This window comes from Curtobacterium sp. MCJR17_020, assembly GCF_003234365.2.
Taxonomy (GTDB): Bacteria; Actinomycetota; Actinomycetes; order Actinomycetales; family Microbacteriaceae; genus Curtobacterium.
Genome location: NZ_CP126260.1, coordinates 2,214,298 through 2,239,458, shown reverse-complemented (window position 1 = coordinate 2,239,458; position 25,161 = coordinate 2,214,298). Strand labels below are relative to the sequence as shown.

At 70.8% G+C, this 25,161-nt stretch carries 25 protein-coding genes; 20 read left to right on the top strand and 5 right to left on the bottom strand.

All coding sequences use genetic code 11. The features are described 5' to 3' along the window. Positions 1–23 precede the first annotated feature (23 nt). Positions 24–2,876 carry a translation initiation factor IF-2 gene (infB, locus tag DEJ14_RS10570; RefSeq protein WP_111083892.1) on the top strand — a complete coding sequence of 951 codons (2,853 nt, stop codon included), beginning with the start codon at positions 24–26 and terminating at the stop codon, positions 2,874–2,876. A 111-nt stretch (positions 2,877–2,987) separates the two neighbouring features. Continuing rightward, positions 2,988–3,452, top strand: a complete 465-nt coding sequence (gene rbfA / locus DEJ14_RS10565; RefSeq protein ID WP_111083893.1) for a 30S ribosome-binding factor RbfA — start codon at positions 2,988–2,990, stop codon at positions 3,450–3,452. Positions 3,453–3,522: 70 nt separating this feature from the next. On the opposite strand, the gene DEJ14_RS10560 is transcribed toward rbfA, so the two are convergent. Further along, positions 3,523–4,443: an iron-sulfur binding domain-containing protein gene (locus DEJ14_RS10560; RefSeq protein ID WP_502868753.1), complete on the bottom strand. Its 921-nt coding sequence runs from the start codon at positions 4,441–4,443 to the stop codon at positions 3,523–3,525. A 22-nt stretch (positions 4,444–4,465) separates the two neighbouring features. Between DEJ14_RS10560 and DEJ14_RS10555 the strand changes: the two genes are divergently transcribed. The 5 genes from DEJ14_RS10555 to DEJ14_RS10535 are packed head-to-tail and all read left to right on the top strand — an operon-like array spanning position 4,466 to position 7,719. After that, complete coding sequence (locus DEJ14_RS10555; protein WP_111083894.1) at positions 4,466–4,912, top strand: hypothetical protein; 447 nt, start codon at positions 4,466–4,468, stop codon at positions 4,910–4,912. A 22-nt stretch (positions 4,913–4,934) separates the two neighbouring features. Further along, a complete protein-coding gene (gene truB / locus DEJ14_RS10550) occupies positions 4,935–5,894 on the top strand; it encodes a tRNA pseudouridine(55) synthase TruB (protein ID WP_111083895.1) in 960 nt (319 codons plus the stop codon). Next, complete coding sequence (locus tag DEJ14_RS10545) at positions 5,891–6,256, top strand: hypothetical protein (protein ID WP_111083896.1); 366 nt, start codon at positions 5,891–5,893, stop codon at positions 6,254–6,256. The genes truB and DEJ14_RS10545 overlap by 4 nt, the downstream gene beginning before the upstream one ends. Before the next feature lie 45 nt (positions 6,257–6,301). Then, positions 6,302–6,748, top strand: a complete 447-nt coding sequence (locus tag DEJ14_RS10540) for a hypothetical protein (RefSeq protein ID WP_111083897.1) — start codon at positions 6,302–6,304, stop codon at positions 6,746–6,748. 8 nt (positions 6,749–6,756) lie between these two features. Beyond that, a complete protein-coding gene (locus DEJ14_RS10535; protein ID WP_111083898.1) occupies positions 6,757–7,719 on the top strand; it encodes a bifunctional riboflavin kinase/FAD synthetase in 963 nt (320 codons plus the stop codon). A gap of 100 nt (positions 7,720–7,819) precedes the next feature. On the opposite strand, the gene DEJ14_RS10530 is transcribed toward DEJ14_RS10535, so the two are convergent. Together DEJ14_RS10530 and DEJ14_RS10525 are read right to left on the bottom strand one after the other, a co-directional pair. Continuing rightward, entirely contained in the window at positions 7,820–9,052 is a 1,233-nt protein-coding gene (locus DEJ14_RS10530; protein WP_181437390.1) for a DUF349 domain-containing protein, read from the bottom strand. Between the two features lie 113 nt (positions 9,053–9,165). After that, complete coding sequence (locus DEJ14_RS10525) at positions 9,166–9,972, bottom strand: peptidylprolyl isomerase (RefSeq protein ID WP_111083899.1); 807 nt, start codon at positions 9,970–9,972, stop codon at positions 9,166–9,168. Positions 9,973–10,101: 129 nt separating this feature from the next. Here DEJ14_RS10525 and DEJ14_RS10520 point away from each other — a divergent pair, with 129 nt between their 5' ends. The 10 genes from DEJ14_RS10520 to DEJ14_RS10475 all read left to right on the top strand — a co-directional run bounded on the left by DEJ14_RS10520 (position 10,102) and on the right by DEJ14_RS10475 (position 21,712). Then, a complete protein-coding gene (locus tag DEJ14_RS10520) occupies positions 10,102–11,454 on the top strand; it encodes a replication-associated recombination protein A (protein WP_111084157.1) in 1,353 nt (450 codons plus the stop codon). Between the two features lie 223 nt (positions 11,455–11,677). Further along, a complete protein-coding gene (rpsD, locus tag DEJ14_RS10515; RefSeq protein WP_111083900.1) occupies positions 11,678–12,307 on the top strand; it encodes a 30S ribosomal protein S4 in 630 nt (209 codons plus the stop codon). 132 nt (positions 12,308–12,439) lie between these two features. Next, positions 12,440–12,622, top strand: coding sequence for a hypothetical protein (locus DEJ14_RS10510; protein WP_111083901.1), 183 nt, complete (start codon positions 12,440–12,442; stop codon positions 12,620–12,622). A gap of 81 nt (positions 12,623–12,703) precedes the next feature. After that, positions 12,704–15,361, top strand: a complete 2,658-nt coding sequence (gene alaS / locus DEJ14_RS10505) for an alanine--tRNA ligase (protein ID WP_111083902.1) — start codon at positions 12,704–12,706, stop codon at positions 15,359–15,361. Between the two features lie 8 nt (positions 15,362–15,369). Further along, positions 15,370–15,813, top strand: a complete 444-nt coding sequence (gene ruvX / locus DEJ14_RS10500) for a Holliday junction resolvase RuvX (RefSeq protein ID WP_181437412.1) — start codon at positions 15,370–15,372, stop codon at positions 15,811–15,813. 89 nt (positions 15,814–15,902) lie between these two features. Beyond that, a complete protein-coding gene (gene mltG, locus DEJ14_RS10495) occupies positions 15,903–17,471 on the top strand; it encodes an endolytic transglycosylase MltG (protein ID WP_111083904.1) in 1,569 nt (522 codons plus the stop codon). Between the two features lie 43 nt (positions 17,472–17,514). Next, entirely contained in the window at positions 17,515–18,735 is a 1,221-nt protein-coding gene (gene aroC / locus DEJ14_RS10490) for a chorismate synthase (RefSeq protein ID WP_111083905.1), read from the top strand. Further along, positions 18,732–19,379, top strand: a complete 648-nt coding sequence (locus DEJ14_RS10485) for a shikimate kinase (protein WP_349775255.1) — start codon at positions 18,732–18,734, stop codon at positions 19,377–19,379. Before aroC ends, DEJ14_RS10485 begins: the two co-directional genes overlap by 4 nt. Next, entirely contained in the window at positions 19,376–20,473 is a 1,098-nt protein-coding gene (gene aroB / locus DEJ14_RS10480; RefSeq protein ID WP_181437391.1) for a 3-dehydroquinate synthase, read from the top strand. The genes DEJ14_RS10485 and aroB overlap by 4 nt, the downstream gene beginning before the upstream one ends. Positions 20,474–21,097: 624 nt before the next feature. Beyond that, positions 21,098–21,712, top strand: coding sequence for a tRNA-specific adenosine deaminase (locus tag DEJ14_RS10475; RefSeq protein ID WP_111083907.1), 615 nt, complete (start codon positions 21,098–21,100; stop codon positions 21,710–21,712). A 7-nt stretch (positions 21,713–21,719) separates the two neighbouring features. Here the strand turns inward: DEJ14_RS10475 and DEJ14_RS10470 are convergent, their stop codons facing one another. Then, a complete protein-coding gene (locus tag DEJ14_RS10470) occupies positions 21,720–21,899 on the bottom strand; it encodes a hypothetical protein (protein WP_146249671.1) in 180 nt (59 codons plus the stop codon). Then, the gene (locus DEJ14_RS10465; protein ID WP_181437392.1) at positions 21,899–22,201 is read right to left on the bottom strand and encodes a hypothetical protein; all 303 of its coding nucleotides are present in this window, start codon (positions 22,199–22,201) and stop codon (positions 21,899–21,901) included. Before DEJ14_RS10465 ends, DEJ14_RS10470 begins: the two co-directional genes overlap by 1 nt. A 135-nt stretch (positions 22,202–22,336) precedes the next feature. Here DEJ14_RS10465 and DEJ14_RS10460 point away from each other — a divergent pair, with 135 nt between their 5' ends. From DEJ14_RS10460 to nusB, 3 genes are all read left to right on the top strand, one after another. Beyond that, positions 22,337–24,028: an ABC1 kinase family protein gene (locus DEJ14_RS10460; protein ID WP_111083908.1), complete on the top strand. Its 1,692-nt coding sequence runs from the start codon at positions 22,337–22,339 to the stop codon at positions 24,026–24,028. Positions 24,029–24,119: 91 nt separating this feature from the next. Further along, positions 24,120–24,683, top strand: a complete 564-nt coding sequence (gene efp / locus DEJ14_RS10455) for an elongation factor P (RefSeq protein WP_111083909.1) — start codon at positions 24,120–24,122, stop codon at positions 24,681–24,683. A gap of 11 nt (positions 24,684–24,694) precedes the next feature. Then, complete coding sequence (nusB, locus tag DEJ14_RS10450; RefSeq protein ID WP_111083910.1) at positions 24,695–25,147, top strand: transcription antitermination factor NusB; 453 nt, start codon at positions 24,695–24,697, stop codon at positions 25,145–25,147. The last annotated feature ends 14 nt before the right edge of the window (positions 25,148–25,161 follow it).

Below are 25,161 nucleotides of genomic sequence, written 5' to 3'. Positions count from 1 at the left end.
GGTGGGACCCGTGAAGGAGAACAGTGGCTAAACCACGCGTACACGAGATCGCAAGCGAACTCGGCGTCGACAGCAAGACCGCACTCGAGAAGCTCAAGGAGCTCGGAGAGTTCGTCCGGGGTGCCAGCTCGAGCATCGAGCCCCCCGTTGCCCGGAAGCTCCGTGCCGCCCTGCAGGCGGACGGTGTCCCGGCATCCAAGCCCGCAGCCTCGGCCCCCGCGCCGAGCACGCCGGCCAAGAGCAGTACGCCCGCGTCCGGCGCGCCGAAGCCCGGCGGCCCGCGCCCCGGTCCGGTCCGTCCGGCACCCGCACCGGAGCCCGAGGTCCAGGCAGCACCTGCTGCCGAGGACGTCCCGACCCCGGCCGCACCGAAGTCCGTCGCCCAGCGACAGGCTGAGGCCGAGGCCGCACAGAAGGCCCGTGCCGAGAAGGCCGCCGCCGAGCAGCAGGCTGCCGCGCAGCCGGCCGACTCGACCGGTGACGAGCCGAAGACCGACGCGGTGAAGCCCGGCTCCAGCGCCAAGCCCGCCGCTGCCGGCCCGAAGCCCGGTGGCCCGAAGCCCGGCGCACGTCCGGGCAACAACCCCTACGCGTCGAACCAGGGCATGGGGTCGCGCCCGCCGCGCCCCGGCAACAACCCCTTCGCCTCGAACCAGGGCATGGGCCAGCGCCCCGCCGCTGGTGCCGGTGGAGCGGGCATCCCGCGTCCGCAGCCCCCGCGTCCCGGCGTCCCGCGTCCGGGTGCACCGCGTCCGGGTGGACCCGGTCAGGCGAACCGTCCCAACGGCTTCGGGCAGCGCCCGGGCCAGGGTGGCGGTCGTGGCGGCCCCGGTGGCGCCCGTCCGGGTGCCGGCGGCGGTGCCGGTGGCGGCTTCCCGCGTCCGGCCTTCAGCGGCCCGCGTCCCGCCGGTGGCGGTGGCCGTGGTCGTGGCCCCGGTGGTGGTACCGCCGGTGCGTTCGGTCGCGGTGGCGGCAAGAGTCGTGCTCGCAAGTCGAAGCGGACGAAGCGCGCCGAGTACGAGATGCGTCAGGCCCCGTCGCTCGGCGGTGTGCAGGTCCCTCGTGGCGACGGCAACACGGTCGTCCGACTCCGTCGCGGTGCGAGCATCTCGGACTTCGCGGACAAGATCGACGCCATGCCCGGCAACCTGGTCACGGTGCTGTTCCACCTCGGTGAGATGGCGACCGCGACCGAGTCGCTGGACGAGGCCACGTTCGAGGTCCTCGGTGACGAGCTGGGCTACAAGATCCAGATCGTCTCGCCCGAGGACGAGGACAAGGAGCTCCTCGAGGGCTTCGACATCGACATCGATGCCGAGTACGCCGACGAGGACGACTCCGTCCTGCAGGTCCGTCCCCCCGTCGTGACCGTCATGGGTCACGTCGACCACGGTAAGACGCGACTGCTCGACGCGATCCGGAACTCGAAGGTCGTCGAGGGTGAAGCCGGTGGCATCACCCAGCACATCGGTGCGTACCAGATCGTCACCGAGCACGAGGGCATCGAGCGTCCGATCACGTTCATCGACACCCCGGGTCACGAGGCCTTCACGGCCATGCGTGCTCGTGGTGCGCAGGTCACCGACATCGCGATCCTCGTGGTCGCGGCGGACGACGGCATCATGCCCCAGACGATCGAGGCGCTGAACCACGCGCAGTCGGCCAACGTGCCGATCGTGGTCGCGGTGAACAAGATCGACAAGGAAGGCGCGAACCCGGCCAAGGTCCGCCAGCAGCTCACCGAGTACAACCTGGTGGCGGAGGAGTACGGCGGAGACGTCATGTTCGTCGACGTCTCGGCTCGGCAGAACATCGGCATCCAGGACCTCCTGGACGCCGTGCTGCTCACCGCTGACGCCGGGCTCGACCTGCGTGCGAACCCCGACAAGGACGCCCGCGGCGTCGCGATCGAAGCACGGCTCGACAAGGGCCGTGGTGCGGTGGCGACCGTCCTCATCCAGTCCGGAACGCTGCACGTCGGCGACGCCATCGTGGCGGGCACGGCCTACGGCCGAGTCCGTGCGATGACCGACGAGAACGGTGTCGCGGTCAAGGCCGCCACGCCGAGCCGCCCGGTCCAGGTGCAGGGTCTGTCCTCGGTGCCCCGCGCCGGTGACACGTTCCTCGTCACCGAAGAGGACCGCACGGCACGTCAGATCGCCGAGAAGCGTGAAGCCGCCGAGCGCAACGCCCAGCTGGCCAAGGCCCGCAAGCGCATCTCGCTCGAGGACTTCACCCGTGCACTCGAAGAGGGCAAGGTCGACTCGCTCAACCTCATCATCAAGGGTGACGTCTCCGGTGCCGTCGAGGCACTCGAGCAGTCGCTCCTGGACATCGAGGTCGACGACAGCGTGCAGCTCCGCATCCTCCACCGCGGTGTCGGTGCGATCACGGAGTCGGACATCGACCTCGCCACGATCGACAACGCCATCGTGGTCGGCTTCAACGTCCGTCCGGACGTCAAGGCCCGCGAGCGTGCGGCACGCGAAGGCATCGACGTGCGCTTCTACTCGGTCATCTACAACGCACTCGACGACATCGAGCAGTCCCTCAAGGGCATGCTCAAGCCCGAGTACGAAGAGGTCCAGTCCGGTGTCGCCGAGATCCGCGAGGTCTTCAGCTCCTCGAAGTTCGGCAACATCGCGGGTGTCATCGTCCGCTCCGGCACGATCACGCGCAACGCCAAGGCGCGCGTCATCCGTGACGGTGTGGTCCTGGCCGACGGACTGGCGATCGAGTCGCTCCGCCGCTTCAAGGACGACGTCACCGAGGTCCGCACGGACTTCGAGGCCGGTATCGGTCTGGGCAAGTTCAACGATCTCCAGATCGGTGACGAGATCGAGACCACCGAGCTCGTCGAGAAGCCGCGCGACTGATCGTGTGACTACCCTGGGCCCCGGCCTCCCGTCGCGGGAGGTCGGGGCCCGACCCCTTTCCACGCAGAACCACCGGCGGGAAACGTCCCGCCACTGCCTCAGGAGGCACCCATGGCCGATCCGCAGCGCGCACGCAAGATGGCGGACCGCATCAAGGAAGTCGTCGCACGCCGTCTCGACAAGGGTCTGCGCGACCCGCGTCTCGGGTTCGTGACGATCACCGACGTCCGCGTGACCGGAGACCTGCAGCACGCATCGGTCTTCTACACCGTGTACGGCACCGACGAGGAGCGCGCCGACTCCGCCGCGGCGCTGAAGGCCGCGACCGGCATGCTCCGCTCCGAGGTCGGCAAGAACATCACGGCGCGGCTCACCCCGTCGCTCGAGTTCATCGCCGACGCACTGCCGGAGACCTCGGCGCACATGGAGGACCTGCTCGTGCAGGCCCAGGTGCGTGACGAGCAGGTGCGAGCCGCGTCGGTCGGTGCGACGTTCGCCGGCGACGCCGACCCGTACAAGCACGACGAGGACGAGGACGAGGAGTCCGACGACGAGCAGGACGTGGCGCGGGCCTAGCCACCGCCCGTCCGAACGCCCCGCTGCGCCCCGCGCAGCGGGGCGTTCGCGCGTCGTGCCCGGCGGAACGTCAGGCGTCCGGCAGTCGGTACCCGGCGGTGTCGTCGCCGACCGCCAGCCCGTCGCGCAGGAGCGACGCGAGCGCTCGGTCCCGCTGCTCGGCGTCCGGCCAGACCGGTTCGATCTCCGACCGGGCGACCGGCACGTCGCTCGCGCGCAGCTCGGCCATGATCAGCCCGCGCACCTGCCGGTCGCTGCCGGCGAACTTCGCCTGCTTCGGTGCACGTGGCCCGTCGTGTTCGGGGTACCCGGCCGCACGCCAGGCGCAGCGGTCCGCGATCGGGCACGCGTCGCACGCGGGGGAGCGGGCGATGCACACGAGTGCTCCGAGTTCCATCACCGCCGCGTTCGTCGCAGCGGCGTCGTCGCGGTCGGCCGGCAGCACGGACTCCATCAGCGGCAGGTCGTCCTTGGCCTTCGCCGGCCCGGGCTCGCCCTGGCCGAGGAGCGCGCGCTTCAGGACCCGCCGCACGTTGACGTCGACGACGGGGTGGCGGTCGCCGTACGCGAACACCGCGACGGCCCGTGCCGTGTAGTCGCCGATCCCCGGCAGCGCGAGCAGCGCCTCGACGTCCCGTGGGACGACGTTGCCGTGCTCGGTCGCGATCACCGTGGCCGCCGCGTGCAGCGCGAGCGCGCGTCTCGGGTAGCCGAGCCGGTCCCACGCACGCACCGCGTCCGCCGGGGGCGACGCCGCGAGGTCCGCAGGCGATGGCCACCGGGTGAGCCACGCCTCCAGTCGGGGGATCACGCGCGCGACCTGCGTCTGCTGCAGCATGATCTCGCTGACCAGGGTGCCCCACGCGGGGAAGCCGGGACGACGCCACGGCAGGTCGCGGGCCTCCTGTCGGAACCAGGTGGTCAACGGGGTCGCGATGTCGGGGACGCTCGCGTTCTCCACATCCGGCTGGGAGGCACTGCTCGCGTTCACCACGACAGCCTACGGTGGACGCATGGCACGCTGGGCACCCGAGGAGACCGACACGATGGCCGCGATCGCTGCTGAGGTGATCGCGCAGGTCGGCACGAACCGAACCGTGATCGGCATCGACGGGCAGGACGGCACCGATCTCGAACACGTCGCCGCCGCGCTGGTGGCCGGCTTCGAGCAGCACGGGGTGTCCGCGATGGCCGCGACGGCGCCGTCGACCGACCCCGACACACTGCGCGCCGAGGTGGTCACCCCGTTCCGCACCACCGGCGCCGGTGACGGCGTGCTGGTCGTGCACGGGCACGGGCTGCTGGCCCCGGGGGTCCGCGGGCTCTGGCGCTGGTCGCTGTGGGTCGAGCAGGAATCCGGCCGGCTCGAACGTCGGGCGGACGTCAAGATCGCCGCCTCCGCCGTCCTCGACGTCACCGATCCCGAGCACCCTCGTCGCGAGTGGAACGACGCCTGCTGACCGGCGCTGGTAATCTCCTCTGGTGCTCGAAACCGTGCCGGACGGCATCCTCCTCGTCGACAAACCGCAGGGGATCTCCAGCCACCGCGTCGTGTCGATCGCCCGCCGCCGCCTCGGTCTGAAGAAGGTCGGCCACGCGGGGACCCTCGACCCGATGGCGACCGGGCTGCTGCTCCTGGGGATCGGGCACTCCACCCGGTTGCTCACCCACCTGGTGGGCCTCGGCAAGACCTACACCGCCACCATCCGGCTCGGCGTGTCCACCGACTCCGACGACGCCGACGGCACCCCGACCGCCGCGACCGGCATCGCCGCAGCGGACGTCTCGGACGAGTCCGTCGAACGTGCCGTCGCCCTGCAGCGCGGCCGGATCGACCAGGTCCCGTCCACCGTCAGCGCGATCAAGGTCGACGGGCGCCGCGCGTACGACCTGGCACGCAAGGGCGAGACCGTCGAGCTGAAGTCCCGCACGGTCACCGTCTCGCGGTTCGACGTCACCGGCCGGAACGACCGCACCGTCACGGTCGACGGTGCCGAGCTGGCGGTCGTCGACCTCGACGTCGTCGTGACCTGCTCGTCCGGCACGTACGTCCGGGCCCTCGCACGCGACGTCGGCGCCACCCTCGGCACCGGCGCGCACCTCACGGCGCTCCGCCGCACCCAGGTCGGCCCGTTCGACGTGGCCGACGCGATCGACCTCGAGGACGACGCCGTCGACGTCCGCGCGGCGCTCGCCCGGCCGGCCGACGTGGCACGCCGGTTGTTCTCGTCGGTGTCGCTCGACGCGGCCGCGGCGAAGGACCTGACCGACGGCAAGCGCGTCGCAGCCGACCACCCTGACTCGGACGAGCCGGTGGCTGCCGTGGCCGTCGACGACGACCGCCTCGTCGGACTGGTCTCGGTCCGGCGCGGACTGCTCCGGGTCATCACGAACTTCCCGGCGCCGGCTGCTCCGGCGTCGCAGAACGGGGCACACGCGTGATCGAGTGGTTCATGTGGGTCCAGCTCGTCGTCGCGGTCCTTGCCGGGCTGTTCGCCGTCGTGGTCGGGTTCATCGGCTGGAAGCCGAACGACTACACCGTGGGGTCCCTCGCGCTCATCGAGGTCCTGCTCCTGGTGCAGGGCGTCATCTCGATCGTGCTGCCCGCGACGGGCAGCCCGCCGGACGGCAACGCCCTCGAGTTCGGGGTCTACGCCGTGTCGGTGCTCCTGGTGCCGCCGGCGGCCATCGTCTGGGCGCTCGTGGACCGCACGAAGTGGAGCACCGTCGTCCTCGGCGCCGGCGCGTTCACCGTCGCGGTCATGATCTACCGGATGTACCAGATCTGGTTCGCCCTGAACTGACGTCGAGCGTCATGGTGGTCCGCGCACGTCGGTAGAATCGGTGCAATGGCGACCAGATCCTCACTCGCGACCGGCATCGGCCGCGTCCTCATCGCCGTGTACGGCATCCTCGCCCTGGCGGCGACGGGCCGGAGCGTCGTCCAGATCATCGAGAAGTTCTCCTTCGCGCCGTTCGCGTACACGGTGAGCGCCATCGCCGCCGTCGTGTACATCGTGGCGATGATCGCCCTGATCGTGCCCGGACGCTTCTGGTACCGCGTCGCGTGCGTCACGATCGTGTTCGAGATGACCGGTGTGCTCGTCATCGGCACGCTCTCGCTGTTCGACCGGCAGCTCTTCCCCGACGACACGATCTGGTCGTACTACGGCATGGGCTACGCGTTCGCGCCGCTGGTGCTGCCGGTCGCCGGACTCTGGTGGCTCCGCAAGCACCACCGCACCGCGACGGTCGAACCGGTGCCCGCATCGACCACCGCCCCCGTGGGCGAGTAGGAGCAGCCGTGCAGTTCTACGACGACATCGCCGACGTGGCCGAGGGCTTCGGTCCGAGCGCCGTCACGATCGGCAAGTTCGACGGCGTGCACGTCGGACACCGCGCGGTGATCGCGCACCTGGAGCGCGCCGCCCACGAACAGGGCCTGGTCGCCACCGTGGTGACGTTCGACCGGCACCCCCTCAACGTCATCGACCCGCAGCACGTCCCGCCGGCCCTGACGAGCACGGCGCAGCGGCGCGAGCTCCTCGACGACGCCGGAGTCGACGCCACGCTGCTGCTCCGCTTCGACGAGGAACTGCAGTCGAAGTCACCCGAGGCGTTCGTGTCCGAGATCCTCGTCGACACCCTGCACGCCCGGCTCGTCTTCGTCGGCAGCGACTTCCGCTTCGGGGCGAAGGGCGCCGGTGACGTCGCCCTGCTCCGCAGCCTGGGGGAGCAGCACGGCTTCACGGTCGAGCTCATCGACGACGTCGACCTGGTGGACGACGTCCGCCCCGACGGCGAGCGACGCGTCTCGTCGACCTGGATCCGCGAACTGCTCGGCGACGGGCGGGTGGCCGAGGCCGCTCGGTTGCTCGGGCGTGAGCACGCGGTCCGCAGCACCGTCGTGCACGGCAACCAGCGCGGGCGCGCCATGGGGTACCCGACGGCGAACCTCGACCCGGCGTTCGAGGGGTTCGCACCGGCCGACGGCGTCTACGCCGCGCGGGTGCTGCACGACGGCACGGTGTACCCGGCGGCGGTCTCGGTCGGCAACAACCCGACGTTCGAGGGCGTGCCCGCCAAGCAGATCGAGGCGCACCTGCTCGACGTCGACCTCGACCTGTACGGCGACCGCATCTCGGTGCTGTTCGTCTCGTACGTCCGTGGCATGGTGAAGTTCGACTCGATGGACGAGCTCGCCACGCAGATGCGGCAGGACGACCTCGACATCCGGTTGCTGCTGGGTCTGCCCGCGCCGGTCTGAACGGCGGCGCCGCACGGACGCCTCTCGACGACGCCACGCGGCGCCACACGACGACGCCCCCGCGACCGATCGGTCGCGGGGGCGTCGTCGTGTGCGGTGACTAGCTGCCGAGGGCGTCGAGCCAGATCTTGCGGGCGTCGAGCGCTTCCTGGGCGTCCTTGATCTTGCGGGCGTCGCCGGAGGCCTGCGCGTCGGCGAGCTCGGACTCGAGCTTGCCGATGGCGTCCTCGAGCTGGCTGGCGAGTCCGGTCTGCCGGGCCTTGCGCTCCGGGTTGGAGTCCTTCCAGTGCGCGTCCTCGAGCCCACGCACGTGGTCCTCGATCGCACGGAGGCGGTCCTCGATGCGACGGACGTCCGCGCGGGGGACCTTGCCGACCTCGTCCCAGCGGCGCTGGATGCCGGTCAGGGTCTTGCGCGCAGCCACCCGATCGGTCGCCTTGAGGAGCGGCTCGGCCTCGGTCAGGAGTGCCTGCTTGGCCTCGAGATTGCCGGAGAACTCCTCGTCCTCTGCTGCGCTCTCGGCGTGGCGCTGCTCGAACAGCACGTCACCGGCGGCCTTGAACCGTGCCCAGAGAGCGTCGTCGTGGCGCTTGCCGGCGCGTCCCGCGTTCTTCCAGTCGTCGAGCAGCTGGCGGTAGTCCGGGATCGCGTCGGACCCGCGCGAGGCGAGTGCCTCGGCCTGGGTCACCAGTTCCTGCTTGCGGGTGCGGGCGTCGCGGTGCTGCGCGTCGAGCTCGGAGTAGAACGCGCGACGGTGCTGGTCGACGGTGGACCGCGCTGCGCGGAACCGCTTCCAGAGCTCGTTCGCCTCGTTCTTGGGGATGCGCGGGCCGTCGTGCTGGTGCTGCTGCCAGCGGGCGAACACGTCGTCGAGCTGCGCCGTGATCTGCTTCCACTGCGCGCGTGCCGGGTCGACCGCGGCGAGTGCCTCGGCCTCTTCGACCAGAGCCGCACGGTGCGCCAGGGCGTCGTTCAGGGCTTGCTGCGCCTGCTCGGCCTGCTCCTTGGTGAGCGAGCCGAGCTGCTCGGTGAGCGCGCCCACTCGGGTCTCGAGCGACTTGATGTCACCGACCACGCGGGCTTCGGCCACCAGGGTCGTCAGGTGCTCGACCGTCCGGGCGACGTCGTTCGCCGACGCACCACGCTGGACGCGCTGCTCGGCGATCTTCACCTGCCCCTCGAGGTCGGCGTACTTCCGCGCGAAGTAGGCGAGGGCCTCTTCGGGGGTGGCGTCCGGGTACTCACCGACAGCACGTTCGGTCTCTTCGTACCGGACGTACACGGTCCCGTTCTCGTCGACCCGCCCCCAGGTCGTTGCTTCGTCAGATCCCACAGGTCTCGCCTCGATCGTGGTCGTGCATCGCCGACGTCACCGTCGGCACGGTCAGGTCGTCAGCCTATTGCACGGACGGGCTCCGCGGCCCGCCGGACGCAACGGCTTGTGGACTACTTCTCCTGGGCGATGGTCGCGGAGGTGATCGTCGTCGCGACCTCCGGCTCGCCGGTGCCGTCGTCACCGGGTGACGAGATGCCCTTCGCGGCGATCTTCGACTCGAGTTCGGACAGGCCGCTCGTGACCTTCCCGACGACCGTGTAGCCGCCCGTGGAGCCGTCGAGCGTGGTGTCGCCGTAGACGATGAAGAACTGGGTCGACTGCGAGTACGGCGACGTCGATCGCGCGATCGCGATGGTGCCCTCGTCGTAGACACCGTCGCTCGGGACGTTCTCGAGCGGACCGTACTCGAACCCGGCGTCGCCCGTGCCGTCGCCGTTCGCCGAACCGCACTGCAGGAACTTCAGCCCGTCGCTGTCGGCCAGCCGGTGGCAGGTGGTGCCGTTGTAGAACTGCTCCTTGATCAACGAGATCTCGACGCTCGCAGCCTGCGGGGCCTTCGCGCCGTCCAGCTCGATGCCGAGGTCGATCGACTTGTTGAGCGTCAGCGAGCCCGTCCAGGTCGCGCCCTTCGCGATCTCCTTGCTCGGCACGTCGCCCGTGTTCGCCGCCGTGGCACTCGCCGAGGGCGTCGGCGTGGCGGTGGCGCTCGCGTCCGCCGACCCGTTCCCCTGCGAGCCCGCGAAGGCGAGCTGCGACCCGGTGGCCAGGGCGGCGACCAGCACGAGGGCACCGGCGCCGACCAGGTTGTCGCGCACACGCCGGCGGCGCTGCCGGTCGTGGAGTCCCTGGCGGGCCTGGTAGAGACGGAGGCGCTCGCGCGCCTCGCGGTTGTCGCGCGCTGGGTTCTTCGGTGCCACGGTGCTGTTCTGCCCTCTCGTCGCAGTGTGGAACGAGCGTATCCGAGTCGTCACCATCAACGGCCTGGGAGGTGCGGGGCTGTCAGTGGGTCGGCCTACGATTGGTGCATGGCAGCGGACCGTTCGAGCATGCGTGCGCCCACGACGGGCGGTCGCGCCGGTCTCGCGCAGGGCTCCGTCCCGCTCGCGGTGCGGATGCGCCCGACCAGCCTCGACGAGGTCGCCGGCCAGCAGCACCTGCTCGGCCGCGGGTCACCGCTCGTGCAGCTCGCCACCGGCACCCGCGACAACCCGGGCGGTGTGTCGGTCATCCTCTGGGGTCCTCCAGGCACCGGCAAGACCACGTTGGCGCAGGCCATAGCGCGGCAGTCCGGCCGCGAGTTCGTCGAGCTCTCCGCGGTGACCGCCGGCGTCAAGGACGTGCGCGAGGTCATGGAGAAGGCCCTCACCCACCGCGACCTGTACGGGTCCACGACGGTGCTGTTCCTCGACGAGATCCACCGGTTCAGCAAGGCCCAGCAGGACGCCCTGCTGCCCGGTGTCGAGAACGGATGGGTGATCCTCATCGCGGCCACCACCGAGAACCCGTCGTTCTCGGTCATCTCCCCGCTGCTGTCCCGGTCCCTGCTCCTGACGCTCAAGCCGCTCACCGATGCCGACCTCGGCATGCTCGTCGACCGTGCGGTGGAGGACCCCCGCGGCCTCGGTGGGGCGGTCGTCCTCGGTGACGAGGCACGTGGGGCCATCGTCCGGTTGGCCTCGGGTGACGCCCGACGTGCCCTCACGGCGCTCGAGGCCGCTGCGGCCTCGGCCACCGCGGCCCAGGACGACGACGACGACACCGTGCCGGTGGTCGACGCGGACACCGTCGCCGCGGCCGTCGACCGTGCACTGCTGCGGTACGACCGGCAGGGCGACGAGCACTACGACGTCATCAGCGCGTTCATCAAGTCGGTGCGGGGGAGCGACGTCGACGCCGCGCTGCACTACCTCGCGCGGATGATCGAGGCGGGCGAGGACTCCCGGTTCATCGCGCGCCGGATCATCATCTCGGCGTCCGAGGACATCGGCATGGCGGACCCGCAGGCGCTGCCCATCGCCGTCGCGGCGGCCCAGGCCGTGCAGCTCATCGGCATGCCCGAGGGCCGCATCCCCCTGGCCGAGGCCGTCGTGTACCTGGCGACCGCGCCGAAGTCGAACGCCGCCTACAACGGTGTGAACGCGGCGATGGCGGACGTCAAGGCCGGCCGGATGGGCACCGTGCCGATGCACCTGCGCGACGCGCACTACGCGGGGGCGAAGCGACTCGGCCACGGCAAGGGCTACGTCTACTCGCACGACGCCGAGCACGGGGTCGCCGAGCAGCAGTACCTGCCCGATGCGCTCGAGGGCACCGAGTACTACACCCCGACGGCGAACGGCTACGAGCGCGAGGTCGGTCCGCGGCTCGAACGACTCCGGAAGATCACCCGCGGGCAGTAGGAAGGCACGTCGACTTCCTGCTAGCATTACCGGGCCTACGTCCTGGTCCTCGAGCACGGCTGCGTTGAGGACAGAGTGCCACTCCGGTGGTACGGGGGCAGAGGTTCGGACTGTAGCCGTCCGATCCCACAGGCTCATCCCTCTGGATCCCGTCGTCGGGGCCACGGGCACTCGCGTGCCCGGCCTCCGGTGAGTATTCAGTTCGAACAGAGAAAAGGACCCTGTGTCTACCAAGTCACGTACCCGCAGCAAGACCCGCCTGTCGCGCGCACTCGGCATCCCGCTGACGCCGAAGGCGGCCCGTTACCTCGAGAAGCGCCCCTACGGCCCCGGTGAGCACGGCCGTACGCGCCGTCGTGCGGACAGCGACTACGCCGTCCGCCTCCGTGAGAAGCAGCGTCTGCGCGCCCAGTACGGCATCCGCGAGAAGCAGCTCCGCATCGTCTTCGAAGAGGCCCGCAAGACGAAGGGCCTGACCGGTGAGAACCTGGTCGAGCTCCTCGAGCAGCGCCTCGACGCCCTCGTGGTCCGTGCCGGCTTCGCCCGCACCACCGCGCAGGCCCGTCAGCTGATCGTGCACCGTCACCTGCTGGTCGACGGCAAGCTCGTGGACCGCCCCTCCTTCCGCGTCAAGGAGGGCCAGCTGATCCACGTCAAGCCGAAGTCCGAGTCGATGGAGCCCTTCCAGGTCGCCGCTGCCGGTGGCCACCAGGAAGTCCTGCCGAAGGTCCCGGGTTACCTCGAGGTCGAGATCGACAAGCTCCAGGCCCGCCTCGTGCGTCGCCCGAAGCGCGCCGAGGTCCCCGTGACCTGTGAAGTGCAGCTCGTCGTCGAGTACTACGCAGCTCGCTGATCCACTGATCACACCCGAACGGCGGGTCGTCCTCTCGAGGACGGCCCGCCGTTCGGCGTTCCGGCCCCGAAGTGCCCGGCGGCTAAGCTTGTCCGGGCATGCACCGCCAGGGTGCACAGAGGGAGAGGCACCGTGAAGCAGCTGTTCTTCGTCGCGGTCGGCGTCGTCATCGGGTTCGCCGTGGCGCACCAGGTCGCCAGGACCCCCGGAGGCGCGCGGCTCTTCGCCGTCGTCGACGCGAGCACGAAGGCCTTCACGGGCGCGGTCGCCGACGGGTACCGGTCCCGCGGGGCCGAGCTCCGCACCGACGTCTGAGTCATCGAGCTCCACCGCGGTCCGGCCGCACCGTCCGTCCCGCCTCCACCTCCCACTCCCGACCTGAACCCAGGAAGCACCATGCAGACCGCAGAGATCCGCCGCCGTTGGCTCCAGTACTTCGGTGACCGCGGCCACACCGTCGTCCCGTCCGCGTCCCTCGTCTCCGACGACCCGTCGCTCCTCTTCACGGTCGCCGGCATGGTGCCGTTCATCCCGTACCTGACCGGGCTCGTCCCCGCGCCGTACCCCCGTGCCACGAGCGTCCAGAAGTGCATCCGCACGAACGACATCGAAGAGGTCGGCAAGACCCCTCGCCACGGCACGTTCTTCCAGATGAACGGCAACTTCTCGTTCGGCGACTACTTCAAGGAGCAGGCGATCCAGTTCGCCTGGGAGTTCCTGACGAACCCGGAGTCCGACGGCGGGCTCGGCTTCTCGCCCGACGACCTCTGGGTGACGGTCTACGAGGACGACGACGAGGCGATCGCGTTCTGGAAGCAGCACTCCTCCCTCCCCGAGGAGCGCATCCAGCGACTCGGCAAGGACACGAACTACTGGTCCACCGGCCAGCCCGGACCCGCGGGTCCCTGCTCCGAGATCTTCTTCGACCGGGGTCCCGAGTACGGCATCGACGGCGGCCCGGCCACCGACGACGACCGGTACGTCGAGATCTGGAACCTCGTGTTCATGCAGTACCAGATCGCCGACGTCCGCTCGAAGTACGACTTCGAGATCACCGGCGAGCTGCCGAACAAGAACATCGACACCGGCATGGGGCTCGAGCGCGTCGCCTTCATCAAGCAGGGCGTCGACAACATGTACGAGATCGACCAGGTCCGCCCGGTCCTCGACCGCGCGTCCGAGATCTCCGGCCGCCGCTACGGCGCCGTGCACGAGGACGACGTCCGCATGCGGGTCATCGCGGACCACGTGCGCTCCGCGCTCATGCTCATCGCCGACGGCGTGAGCCCGTCGAACGAGGGCCGCGGGTACATCCTGCGTCGGTTGCTGCGCCGGACGGTCCGTGCGATGCGCCTGCTCGGGGTCGAGACCGCGACGTTCCCGGAGCTGTTCCCGGCGTCCCGCGACGCGATGCGCGACGCCTACCCCGAGGTCGCTTCCGACTACGACCGCATCGCGCGGATCGCCTACGCGGAAGAGGAGACGTTCCTCCGCACGCTCGCGCAGGGCACGACGATCCTCGACGTCGCCGTCGAGCGCGCGAAGCAGGACGGTGCGCCGTCCATCGGCGGGGACACCGCGTTCCTGCTGCACGACACCTTCGGGTTCCCGATCGACCTGACGATGGAGATGGCCGAAGAGGCCGGGGTCCACGTCGACCGGACCGCGTTCGAGACCCTGATGTCCGAGCAGCGTGCCCGGGCGAAGGCCGACGCGAAGAGCAAGAAGACCGCGATCGCCGACCTGAGTGTGTACAGCGCGTTCCGGGCGAAGGGCGAGACGGTCTTCCTCGGCTACGACGCGCTCGAGGCCGAGACGAACGTGCTCGGCATCATCGTCGGCGGCGTCAGCGTCGACCGGGCCGTGGCGGGCGACATCGCGGAGGTCATCCTCGGCGAGACGTCGCTGTACGCCGAGTCGGGTGGCCAGGATGCCGACCAGGGATCGATCGTCGGCAACGGCTTCGACCTCGAGGTCCTCGACGTCCAGCGTCCCGTCGCCGGCCTCTGGAGCCACACCGTCCAGGTCCGCTCCGGCGAGGTCGGCGTGGGCGACGCGGCGAGCACCGTGGTCGACGCCGAGTACCGCCGCGGCGCCACGCAGGCGCACTCCGCGACGCACCTGGTGAACGCCGCGCTCCGCGACATCCTCGGCCCCGAGGCGCTGCAGGCGGGTTCGTACAACAAGTCCGGCTACATGCGCCTCGACTTCTCGTGGTCGCAGCCGATCTCGCTCGCGACCCGCTCCGAGATCGAGGAGGTCGTCAACACCGCGATCCGCACCGACCTCGAGGTCTCGACCCGCATCATGCCGATCGACGAGGCCAAGGCGCTCGGTGCGCAGGCGCTCTTCGGTGAGAAGTACGGCGCCGAGGTCCGCATGGTCGACATCGGCGGTCCGTGGTCGCGCGAGCTCTGCGGTGGGACGCACGTCGCGTCGAGTGCACAGATCGGACTCGTCAACCTGGTGGGGGAGTCGAGCGTCGGGTCGACCAACCGTCGTGTCGAGGCGCTCGTCGGGCTCGAGGGCTTCCGTGACCTCGCGGTCGAGCGGACGATCGTCTCGCAGCTCTCCAGCGCCCTGAAGGCCCCCCGTGCCGACCTGCCCACGCGCGTGCAGTCGCTCATGGAGGACCTCCGCACCGCGCAGAAGCGGATCGCCGAGTACGAGTCGGCGAACCTGCAGCAGCGGGTCCCGTCGATCGCCCGGACCGCGACGACCGTCGGCACGACCACCGTCGTGGCCGAGACCGTCGACGGCCTGCAGTCCGGCGACGACCTGCGCTCGCTGGCGACCGGGGTCCGTGCGCAGCTCGGTGACGGCGCTGCCGTCGTCGTGCTCGGTGCCGTGGTGAGCGGGAAGCCGATCGTGATCGTCGCGACGAACGACGCGGCGCGCTCCGCGGGCGTCCAGGCGGGTCCGCTCGCCAAGGAGGCCGCCGGTGTGCTCGGTGGCGGCGGCGGCGGCAAGCCGGACCTGGCCCAGGGCGGCGGCACCGACCCGGCTGCGCTCCCGGCTGCGCTCCGCGCCGTGACCGCTCGGATCGCGGGCTGATCGTGGCGATCCGGTCCGGGCGGCGGCTCGGCGTGGACGTCGGTCGCGCCCGGATCGGGATCGCCGTGTGCGACCGCGACGGGTTGCTGGCGACGCCGGTCGAGACCGTGCGTCGCGACGACTCGTCCGACCTGCGTCGGATCCTCGAGATCGCGGACGAGTACGACGTGCTCGAGCTCGTCGTCGGACTGCCCCTGTCGATGTCCGGTGGCGACACCCCGTCGACGGACGACGCCCGGGCGTTCGCGGCCCGGATCGCCGAGCGCCGCCCGGTCCGGCTGGTCGACGAACGGCTGTCCACGGTGACCGCGCAACGGGGACTGCACCAGGCCGGCAAGAACACCAAGAAGTCGCGGTCCGTGATCGACCAAGCGGCCGCTGTTATCATTCTGCAACACGCGCTCGACCACGAGCGCAGTGCCGGTGCCCCTCCGGGCACCACGCTTCCCTGACAGGGCAACCCACCGCGACCCGGCTGCCCTTCCGTCACCCGAGGACGACGGTGCCCAGGCGGAGTTCCCGACCGAGAGACCGAGAACCGTTGGCAGACGATCTGGACTGGAACGCGATCATCGCGCCCGGCAACGAAGCCGAGCGGCGGAAGACCACTTCCGACCGCGCAGCAGGTACCGATGACCGTGACGACTCCGCGCGGGTGACCGCGCAGCCGGACCGTCCGATGTCCCGCCGCGAGGCTCGGGCGCTCGAAGCGGAACGCGCTCGTCGCGACGCCGCCCCCGACCCCGATCCAGCACCCGATGCGCCCGCCGCCTCTGCCGACCGCGTGGACCCCGACTCGACCGCTCCGCGCGAGCAGCCGGCGCCGGAGCCCGTGCGACCGCAGCAGGCGGCCCCTGAACTCCATCCCGAGGTCGCCGCGCTGCTGACCGGCGAGGTGCCCTCGGCGCCCGCCGCCGGCGGAGCCGGGTCCGACGGTACCTACGACGCCGGGCGCACCGGTGGCGGTGGAGCCGCGGGAGGCGGGGGTCGTGGCGGCCGTGGCGGACGCGGGGGATCCTCCAGGCCGCCGCGCGAACCGCGCCCGAAGCGCCGACGCGGACCGCTCATCGCCGGCATCGTGATCGTCGCCGTGGTCGTGGCCGGCGGGGTGAGCGCGTACGCGTTCGCCGCCCCGAAGATCCAGCAGATCGTTGCCGCGGTCAGCGGCTCGACCGAACCGGACGACTACACCGGCTCCGGCAAGGCCAAGGTCACCATCACGATCAAGCAGGGCGACATCGGCGAGAACGTCGCCGCGACGCTGCAGCGCAGCGGGGTCGTGAAGGACTCGAAGGTCTTCTACAAGCTGCTGCTGGCGTCCCCCGACGTGCAGTTCCAGCCGGGTTCGTACTCGCTGAAGAAGCAGATGAGCTCGAAGTCGGCCCTGGCCGCGCTGCAGGACGACGAGAACCGCGTGCAGGCCTCGATCGTGATCCCCGAGGGCACCGCGTTGGCGGACATCGAGGCCGGCATGGTCTCGAAGGCCGGGCTCACCAAGACCGAGGTCGCCAAGGCCGCGAAGGACCTGTCCGTGTACGACCTGCCGTCCGGCGTCACCACGCTCGAGGGCTGGCTGTTCCCCGCGACGTACCCGATCAACCCGGGGTGGACGGCGGAGCAGTACTTCGGGTCGATGGTCGACACGATGAAGGAGCACCTGGCCGCCGCCGGCGTCAAGGAGGCCGACCAGGAGCACGTCATCGTGTTCGCATCGCTCGTGCAGAAGGAAGCCGGCCTCGCCGCCGACTACCCGAAGGTCGCACGGGTGTTCCAGAACCGGCTCGACCAGGGCATGCGCCTGCAGTCCGACGCCACCGTCGCCTACGGCACGGGCAACACCCACACCGTGACGACGACCGACGCCGAACGGGCGGACGAGTCGAACGCGTACAACACGTACGTGCACGAGGGGCTGCCGCCGGCACCGATCTCGAACCCCGGGGACATCGCCATCAAGGCCGTGACGAACGAGGCCCCGGGCAAGTGGCTGTACTTCGTGACGGTGAACCTGGAGACCGGCGAGACGGTGTTCTCGAACACCTACGACGAGCACCTCGTCGCGGTGAAGCAGTTCCAGGCGTGGCTCCGGGCGCACCCCGACTACCAGTAGGGCGGCGACGTCGCACGGCGGTGCGCTGTGGGAGGATTGCTCCATGCTTCGTTGGTTGACTGCTGGTGAGTCCCACGGACCCGAACTGATCGCGATGCTCGAGGGCCTGCCCGCGGGTGTCCCGGTGTCGTTCGAGTCCATCCGTACCGATCTCGCGCGCCGCAAGCTCGGCTACGGTCGTGGCTCGCGCATGAAGTTCGAACAGGACGAGCTGCACGTGTCCGGCGGTGTCCGGCACGGGTTCTCGCTCGGCAGCCCGATCGCGATCCGGATCGGCAACACCGAGTGGCCGAAGTGGGTCGAGGTCATGAACCCCGAGCCGGTCGAGTCCACCGAGATGTCGCGTGGCCGCAGCGCCCCGCTGACCCGCCCCCGTCCGGGCCACGCCGACCTGGTCGGCATGCAGAAGTACGGCTTCGACGAGGCCCGCCCGATCCTCGAGCGCGCGAGCGCCCGAGAGACCGCGGCCCGCGTCGCGCTCGGTGCCGTCGCGAAGTCCTTCCTCGCCGAACTCGGCATGCGGTCGGTCGCGCACACCCTGCAGGTCGGCACGGTCCGTGTGCCGGACGGCACCGACCTGCCGCTGCCCGACGACGTCGACCGTCTCGACGACGACCAGTTGCGGTGCTTCGACGCCGACACCTCGGCGCGCATGGTGACCGAGGTCGAGGCCGCGAAGAAGGACGGAGACACCCTGGGCGGCGTCGTCGAGGTGCTGTTCTACGGCGTCCCACCGGGGCTCGGCTCGCACGTGCAGTGGGACCGTCGACTCGACGCCCGTCTGGCCGCGGCGATCATGGGCATCCAGGCGATCAAGGGCGTCGAGGTCGGCGACGGCTTCGCGACCGCCGGTCGCCGTGGCTCCGCGGCCCACGACGAGCTCTACCGCGAGGACGGCGAGATCTACCGCACCAGCGACCGCGCCGGCGGCACCGAGGGCGGCATGTCCACGGGCACCGTCCTGCGCGTCCGTGCCGGCATGAAGCCGATCGCCACCGTGCCGCACGCGCTGCACACCGTCGACGTCGTTTCGGGCGAGGACGCCTCGGCGCACCACCAGCGGTCCGACGTCTGCGCGGTCCCGGCCGCCGGGGTCGTGGCCGAGGCGATGGTGGCGCTCGTGCTCGCCGACGCCGTGCTCGAGAAGTTCGGCGGCGACAACGTCGTCGAGACCAAGCGCAACCTCGACGCCTACCTCGCGTCGATCCCGGAGACGCTCCGCACCCGTCGGACGGAGCCGGTGGCACCGGCCGACGCGTCGTGAGCACGCACGGCGGTGGCGCCGCGCCCGGCGACGTCCCGTCCGGCGGCGCCGCGCGGGGTCCGGCTGCGCCCGTCGTCGTGATCGGCCCGATGGGCGCCGGCAAGTCCAGCGTCGGCAAGCGCGTCGCGAAGGCGCTGGGCGTGCCGTTCACCGACACCGACCGGGTCATCGTCCGCGAGCACGGCCCGATCCCCGGCATCTTTGCCGATCGCGGTGAGTCCGCCTTCCGTGCCCTCGAAGCCGACGCCGTCCGGACCGCCCTCGGCACCGGGGGCGTGATCGCCGTCGGCGGCGGAGCGGTGACGCACGCCGCCACCCGCGAAGCACTGTCCGGTGCCCGCATCGTCCTGCTCACCGTCTCGCCCGAGGCCGTCGCCGAGCGGATCGCCGGCTCGGACCGGCCCCTGCTCGCGAACGGCGGCATCGACGCCTGGCAGACGATCATGGACGAGCGTGCGGCGACCTACGCCGAGCTCGCGCACGTCGTCGTCGACACCTCGCGCCGTCCGATGTCCCGGGTGGTCGACGAGGTCGTCACCTGGCTGCGGAGCGACGGCATCGACAGCAGCGACGGCAGCGCCAGCGGCGACAGCAGCGCCAGCCGACGCGACGACATCAGCACCACCACCGAAGGAGCACCGTGACCGACCCGATCCTGCCCGCAGGCACCACCGAGATCCGCGTCGGCGGTGACGACGGCTACGTGGTGGCGGTCGGCTCGGGCCTGCTCGGCTCGCTGCCCGCGATCCTCGGCCCCCGTGTTGCCAAGGTCCTCATCGTGCACGCCCCGACCCTCGGTGCGCGGGCGAACGACCTGCGTGACCTGCTCGTCGACGCCGGCCTCGAGGCTCTCATCGCCGAGGTGCCGGACGCCGAGGCCGCCAAGCGCATCGAGGTCGCGTCGTTCTGCTGGCAGATCATGGGCCAGTCCGACTTCACCCGCACCGATGCCGTCATCGGCCTCGGTGGCGGTGCCGTCACCGACCTGGCGGGCTTCGTCGCGGCGACGTGGCTGCGCGGCGTGCCGTACGTGTCGGTGCCGACGAGCGTGCTCGGCATGGTGGACGCCAGCGTGGGCGGGAAGACCGGCATCAACACGAACGAGGGCAAGAACCTGGTCGGTTCCTTCTCCGCCCCCCGCGCGGTGGTCGCCGACCTCGACCTCGTCCGCACCCTGCCGCGCAACGAGATCCTCACCGGCTTCGCCGAGATCGTGAAGGCCGGGTTCATCGCCGTGCCGGAGATCCTGGACATCATCGAGGCCGACGTCGCCCGCGTCACCGACCCGACGTCGCCGGAGTTCCGCCGCGTCGTCGAACTCGCCATCGCCCTGAAGGCCGAGGTCGTTTCCGACGACTTCACCGAGCAGGGACGACGCGAGATCCTGAACTACGGCCACACGCTCGGGCACGCCATCGAGCACGCGGAGCGGTACCAGTGGCGGCACGGTGCTGCGGTGTCGGTCGGCATGGTGTTCGCTGCCGAGCTCGCACGCCTGACGGGCCACCTCGACGACGCGACCGTGGACCGGCACCGGGCGATCCTGGACTCCCTGGACCTGCCGACGACCTACGGCATCGGCAGGTGGCAGGGCCTCCTCGCCGCGATGCGTCGCGACAAGAAGGCCCGTGCCGGCATGCTCCGGTTCATCATCCTCGACGGGGTCGGCAAGCCGGTGATCCTCGAGGGCCCCGAGGACCACCTGCTGTTCACCGCCTACCAAGAGGTCGGCGTCTAGTACTTCTGCACCCCGAGGTGGTCGCGCAGGTGCGGTCCGGTGTACTCGGTCCGGTGCAGTCCGCGGCGCTGCAGCTCCGGCACGACCTTCTTGGTGAAGCCTCGGCGAGTTCGGCGGCGCGGACGGAGTGGTCGATGCCGAGGTCGAGCTCGGGGACGGCGTCCGGCAGGCGCCAGGCGCCGAGGTGGTAGCCGGGGAACAGGAACACGGCGAGGTGGATCGTGGTCACGGGGTTCCTCTCGGAGGGGACGGTGGAGCAGGTGGGTGGGTGCGTCCGGCGGACGGCCGGGAGGCACGGAGCAGGGTGGGCGGATCGGTGCGGCTCGGCGAGTCGGCGCACTCCAGAACACGTGGACCGCCCGGCGGATCGGCGCGCGGCGGTCAGACGGACGAACGGTCGGACGTCAGTGTCCGTGCGCGATGGCGCCGCGAGGCCAGCAGCGGGACGCGGCGGTCGCGTGGTGTGCCGTCATCGTCGTCCCCGGTCGTGGATGCCCGCGTGACGTTGATGCGCACGCGCTCCTGCCGGCTCGAGCCGGTGGTGGACGACGCTACGGGCGCGGTGTCTCGGCATCGTCTCGATCGGGAAACACCGTCGAAACGATGCGCCGTTAGCGTCGCCGCATGTCTGCAGCAGCCCTCGCCCCGTTCCCGACCGAGCTCCGTGTCGGCGTCCCCGACTGGCTCCGCGACGCGCAGGCCGCTGCTCCGGAACACCTCGGCACCCGTGCGGAGCGGTTCGCGCTCGTGAACGCCCTCGCTGAACGGAACGTCGAGGAGGGCACCGGCGGTCCGTTCGCGGCGGCCGTCGTCGACGAGGACACGGGCGCGGTCGTCGCCCTCGGGGTGAACCTGGTGCTGCACGCCAACGTGTCGTCGATGCACGCCGAGGTCGTCACCCTCGGACTCGCGCAGACTCGGACGGGTGCCTGGAACCTCGGCCGTGACGTCGGGCACCGGCGTGTGCTCGTCGTGAACGCCCAACCGTGCGTGATGTGCCTCGGTGCCCTGCTGTGGTCGGGGGTCTCCGCGCTGGAGTTCGCCGCCGACGGAGCCACGGTCGAGCGGATCACGGGCTTCGACGAGGGTCCGGTGCCGGGGGACTGGCGCGAGCAGCTCGTTGCTCGGGGCATCGACGTGCACCAGGAGCACGGCACCGGTGCCGAGACGGCGCTCGAGCGCTACCGCGACCTGGTCGAGTCCGGTGCCACCGCACGCTACAACGGCAGCGGCGCCTGACCCGGCGTCAGCGCAACACCCGCCGCGTCCGTCGCCACCACCACTTGACCCGCATCGACACGGTGAGGACGCCGGTCCGCTGCCATTCCCGGAACTCCGCGATCGTGGCACCGTTGTCCCACGCGAAGAGCACGTCGTCGTCCGCGTCCAAGTCGGGCGCATCCGGCAAGGGTCGCAAGATCGGCATCAGGTGGGCTCCTCTTCCTCAGGGGGGACGTGATCGGCGACGGTTCGCCTCCGGAGTGCACGAGCGGCGAGCCGTCGGTCCGCCTTCGACCACCACCGTACGGTTTCGAGTTCCCGGAGCACAGTCCTCGAAATGTCGTATGCACAGCCCCCTCGTGGCTGGGCGATCGACCAAGTGAACCGCTTCCAGGCATGCTCTCGATCGGTCGTCCGTCGGCTCTGGAACGCCCCGAACCAGCTGACGACCGCCGCCACGATCGCCGCGCCGGCGGCGATGCACGCCGCGACCAGTGCTGTCTCCATGCGGCCAGCCTGCGGCAGTGGGCGCGACCCGACGCGACACGTGAGGCGATCTGTGGATGCCGAGCCGTGCCTCCCGGCCTGTGCAGGAGGACGGGCGCACCCGACGGACCCAGCAGCGGGGAGCAGACTGACGACGTGCCCAACCCACCCCGACTGAGCGACCTGTCCGGCTCGCAGGAGGCCGACACCGGCACCCTCCGGTCCCGCGGCCGCCGGTTCACCGAACTGCTGTCGATCGCGAGACGCCACCGCCTCGTCCCGTTCCGTCGCCTCGACTTCTCGCACGACCCGGCCACCTCCGACCTGCGCCGCAGCCAGGCCGAGCACCTGCGCCGTGCACTCGAGGAAGCGGGCGGCGGGTTCGTGAAGATGGGCCAGCTGCTCTCCACCCGTGACGACCTGCTGCCGGAGGAGTGGACCGAGGGACTCGCCCACCTGCAGCGCAACGTCACCGCCGCCCCCGCCGACCAGGTGCTCGCCCTGCTCGAACAGGAACTCGGCGCACCGGTCGACCAGGTCTTCGCGTCCTTCGACCCGGTGCCCGTCGCCGCGGCCTCGATCGCCCAGGTCCACCGCGCCCGCCTGCCCGACGGCACCGCGGTCGCGGTCAAGGTGCAGCGCCCCGGCATCGACGCCGCCGTCCGCCGTGACGTCGACATCGCGCTCCGCGTCGTCCGCTTCATGGCGCGCTGGTCGACCGAAGCCCGGCAGGTCGGCGTGCAGGACGTGGCCGCGCAGTACGCCGACGACCTGGTCCGCCAGGTCGACTTCGTCTCCGAGCTGCGGAACCTCACCGCCCTGCGTGCCGCACAGGCCCGCAGCGCCCGTCCGGACGAGGTCCGGTTCCCGGACCCGTACCCGGACCTGTCCGGGCGCCGCGTGCTCGTGATGGAGTTCCTGGAGGGCGACACGCTCAGCGCGATCCGCGCCGAGCGAGCGGACCGCGACCTCGACGGTCCGATGCGCGCGATCCTGCGCGCGTTCCTGCGACAGGTCGTCTTCGACGGCCTGTACCACGCAGATCTGCACCCCGGGAACGTCCTGGTGCTGCCCGACGGACGGCCCGCGTTGATCGACTTCGGATCGGTCGGCAGGCTCGACCCGACCCTCCGGGACACGGTCCAGGACCTGCTGGTCGCCTACCTGCAGGACGACACCTCGCGGATCGCCGATGCGGTGCTGCGGATGGCTCCGGTGCGCGACGCGCACGACGAGCCCGACTTCCGTCGGGACATCGCGCGCTTCGTCGCGGACGAGCTCGGACCGGGCGCGCGCATCGGCGTCGAGACGGTCGACGACGCCGTCGAGGTGTTCGGGCGGTACCGGCTCAAGGCGCCGCCGGACTTCGTCGCCGCCGCGCGGGCGCTGGCGATCTTCGAGGGCACGCTCCGGACGCTCGCGCCGTCGTTCGACCTGCTCGAGGAGTCCCGCGGGCTCGCCCGTGAGCAGATCACCGACCAGCTGCGCCCCGGCAAGCTGCGCGACCTGGCGGCGAAGGAGTTGATCGGCGTCGTCTCCGCGGCCCGACGACTGCCGCGCCGGGTCGACCGGATCGGCGAAGCGATCGAGACGGGCAAGTTCACCGTCAACATCCGACTCTTCGCGGACCGCCGCGACCGCGAGCTCGTGTCCGGCATGGTCCGGCGCATCCTGCTCGTGCTGCTCGGCGCCGGTGCCGGCATCCTGGCGATCGTCTACCTGGCGCTGCCCGCCCGACCGGACGCGGCGATCTCGACCGCGGTGGCCGGGGCACTGCTCGGGGGAGCGGCCGTGGTGCTGCTCGGCTGGGCGGCGATCGACTCCTGGCGCGCCCGGCGACGGCGCTGATGGCGACGGGCGGGCGTCCGCTACACTCGTCCGGGGCCCAGCGCGGCCCGAAGACCTTTCACAACACGACCGAACGGGACACCGAAGACTCATGGCCAGTACCACTGACATCAAGAACGGCGCCGTTCTCATCATCGACGGCCAGCTGTGGTCGGTCGTGGAGTTCCAGCACGTCAAGCCCGGCAAGGGTGGCGCGTTCGTCCGCACCAAGCTGAAGAACGTCGTCTCCGGCAAGGTCGTCGACCGCACCTTCAACGCCGGTGCGAAGATCGACACCGCCGTGGTCGACCGCCGCGACTACCAGTTCCTCTACGAGGACGGTGACTCGTACGTGTTCATGGACACCGACACCTACGACCAGATCCCGGTCTCGGCGACGGTCGTGGGCGACGCGAAGAACTACCTGCTCGAGTCCGCGATGGTCACGATCGCGATGAACGAGGGCAACCCGCTCTACGTCGAGCTCCCGACGTCGATCGTGACCGAGGTCGAGACCGAGCCGGGTCTGCAGGGCGACCGCTCCTCCGGTGGCACCAAGGACGCGACCATCATCGCGACCGGCCACCGCATCCAGGTCCCGCTGTACCTCGAGAGCGGCACCACGGTGAAGATCGACACGCGCGACGGCAGCTTCCTCGGCCGCGTCAACTCCTAGGCGACGTCCGTATGAGTGCTCGTTCGAAGGCCCGCAAGCGCGCCCTCGACATGCTGTACGTGGCCGAGGTGCGTGAGCTCCCGATCACGGACGTCCTGGCGACCGAGACCGTCCGTCACCTGGACCAGCCCGAGCGCGCCTCGAGCTGGGACTACGCACGGCAGATCGTGACGGGCGTCGACGACGCCCGTCACGAGATCGACTCCGTCATCGTCGACCACGCCCAGGGGTGGTCGATCGCCCGGATGCCGGTCCTCGACCGCTGCATCCTGCGGATGGCCGTCTGGGAGCTCCGGTTCAACCCGGAGGTGCCCGACGCCGTCGCGATCGCCGAGGCCGTCGAGCTCGCCCAGTCGCTCTCGACCGAGGACTCCGCGGGCTTCGTGAACGGTGTCCTCGGAGCCGTCGCCGGCGGTCGTGCACCGTCCGGTCGGACGGTCGCAGGGGACCAGGAGTCCCGCTAGGCTTGTGCACGTCA

Excerpts from the sequence above, each read along its gene's own strand:
- rbfA (WP_111083893.1), top strand. The coding sequence starts at position 2,988 with ATGGCCGATCCGCAGCGCGCACGCAAGATGGCGGACCGCATCAAGGAA.
- DEJ14_RS10555 (WP_111083894.1), top strand. The coding sequence starts at position 4,466 with ATGGCACGCTGGGCACCCGAGGAGACCGACACGATGGCCGCGATCGCT.
- DEJ14_RS10540 (WP_111083897.1), top strand. The coding sequence starts at position 6,302 with ATGGCGACCAGATCCTCACTCGCGACCGGCATCGGCCGCGTCCTCATC.
- DEJ14_RS10520 (WP_111084157.1), top strand. The coding sequence starts at position 10,102 with ATGCGTGCGCCCACGACGGGCGGTCGCGCCGGTCTCGCGCAGGGCTCC.
- alaS (WP_111083902.1), top strand. The coding sequence starts at position 12,704 with ATGCAGACCGCAGAGATCCGCCGCCGTTGGCTCCAGTACTTCGGTGAC.
- aroC (WP_111083905.1), top strand. The coding sequence starts at position 17,515 with ATGCTTCGTTGGTTGACTGCTGGTGAGTCCCACGGACCCGAACTGATC.
- DEJ14_RS10475 (WP_111083907.1), top strand. The coding sequence starts at position 21,098 with ATGTCTGCAGCAGCCCTCGCCCCGTTCCCGACCGAGCTCCGTGTCGGC.
- DEJ14_RS10470 (WP_146249671.1), bottom strand. The coding sequence starts at position 21,899 with ATGCCGATCTTGCGACCCTTGCCGGATGCGCCCGACTTGGACGCGGAC.
- DEJ14_RS10465 (WP_181437392.1), bottom strand. The coding sequence starts at position 22,201 with ATGGAGACAGCACTGGTCGCGGCGTGCATCGCCGCCGGCGCGGCGATC.
- efp (WP_111083909.1), top strand. The coding sequence starts at position 24,120 with ATGGCCAGTACCACTGACATCAAGAACGGCGCCGTTCTCATCATCGAC.
- nusB (WP_111083910.1), top strand. The coding sequence starts at position 24,695 with ATGAGTGCTCGTTCGAAGGCCCGCAAGCGCGCCCTCGACATGCTGTAC.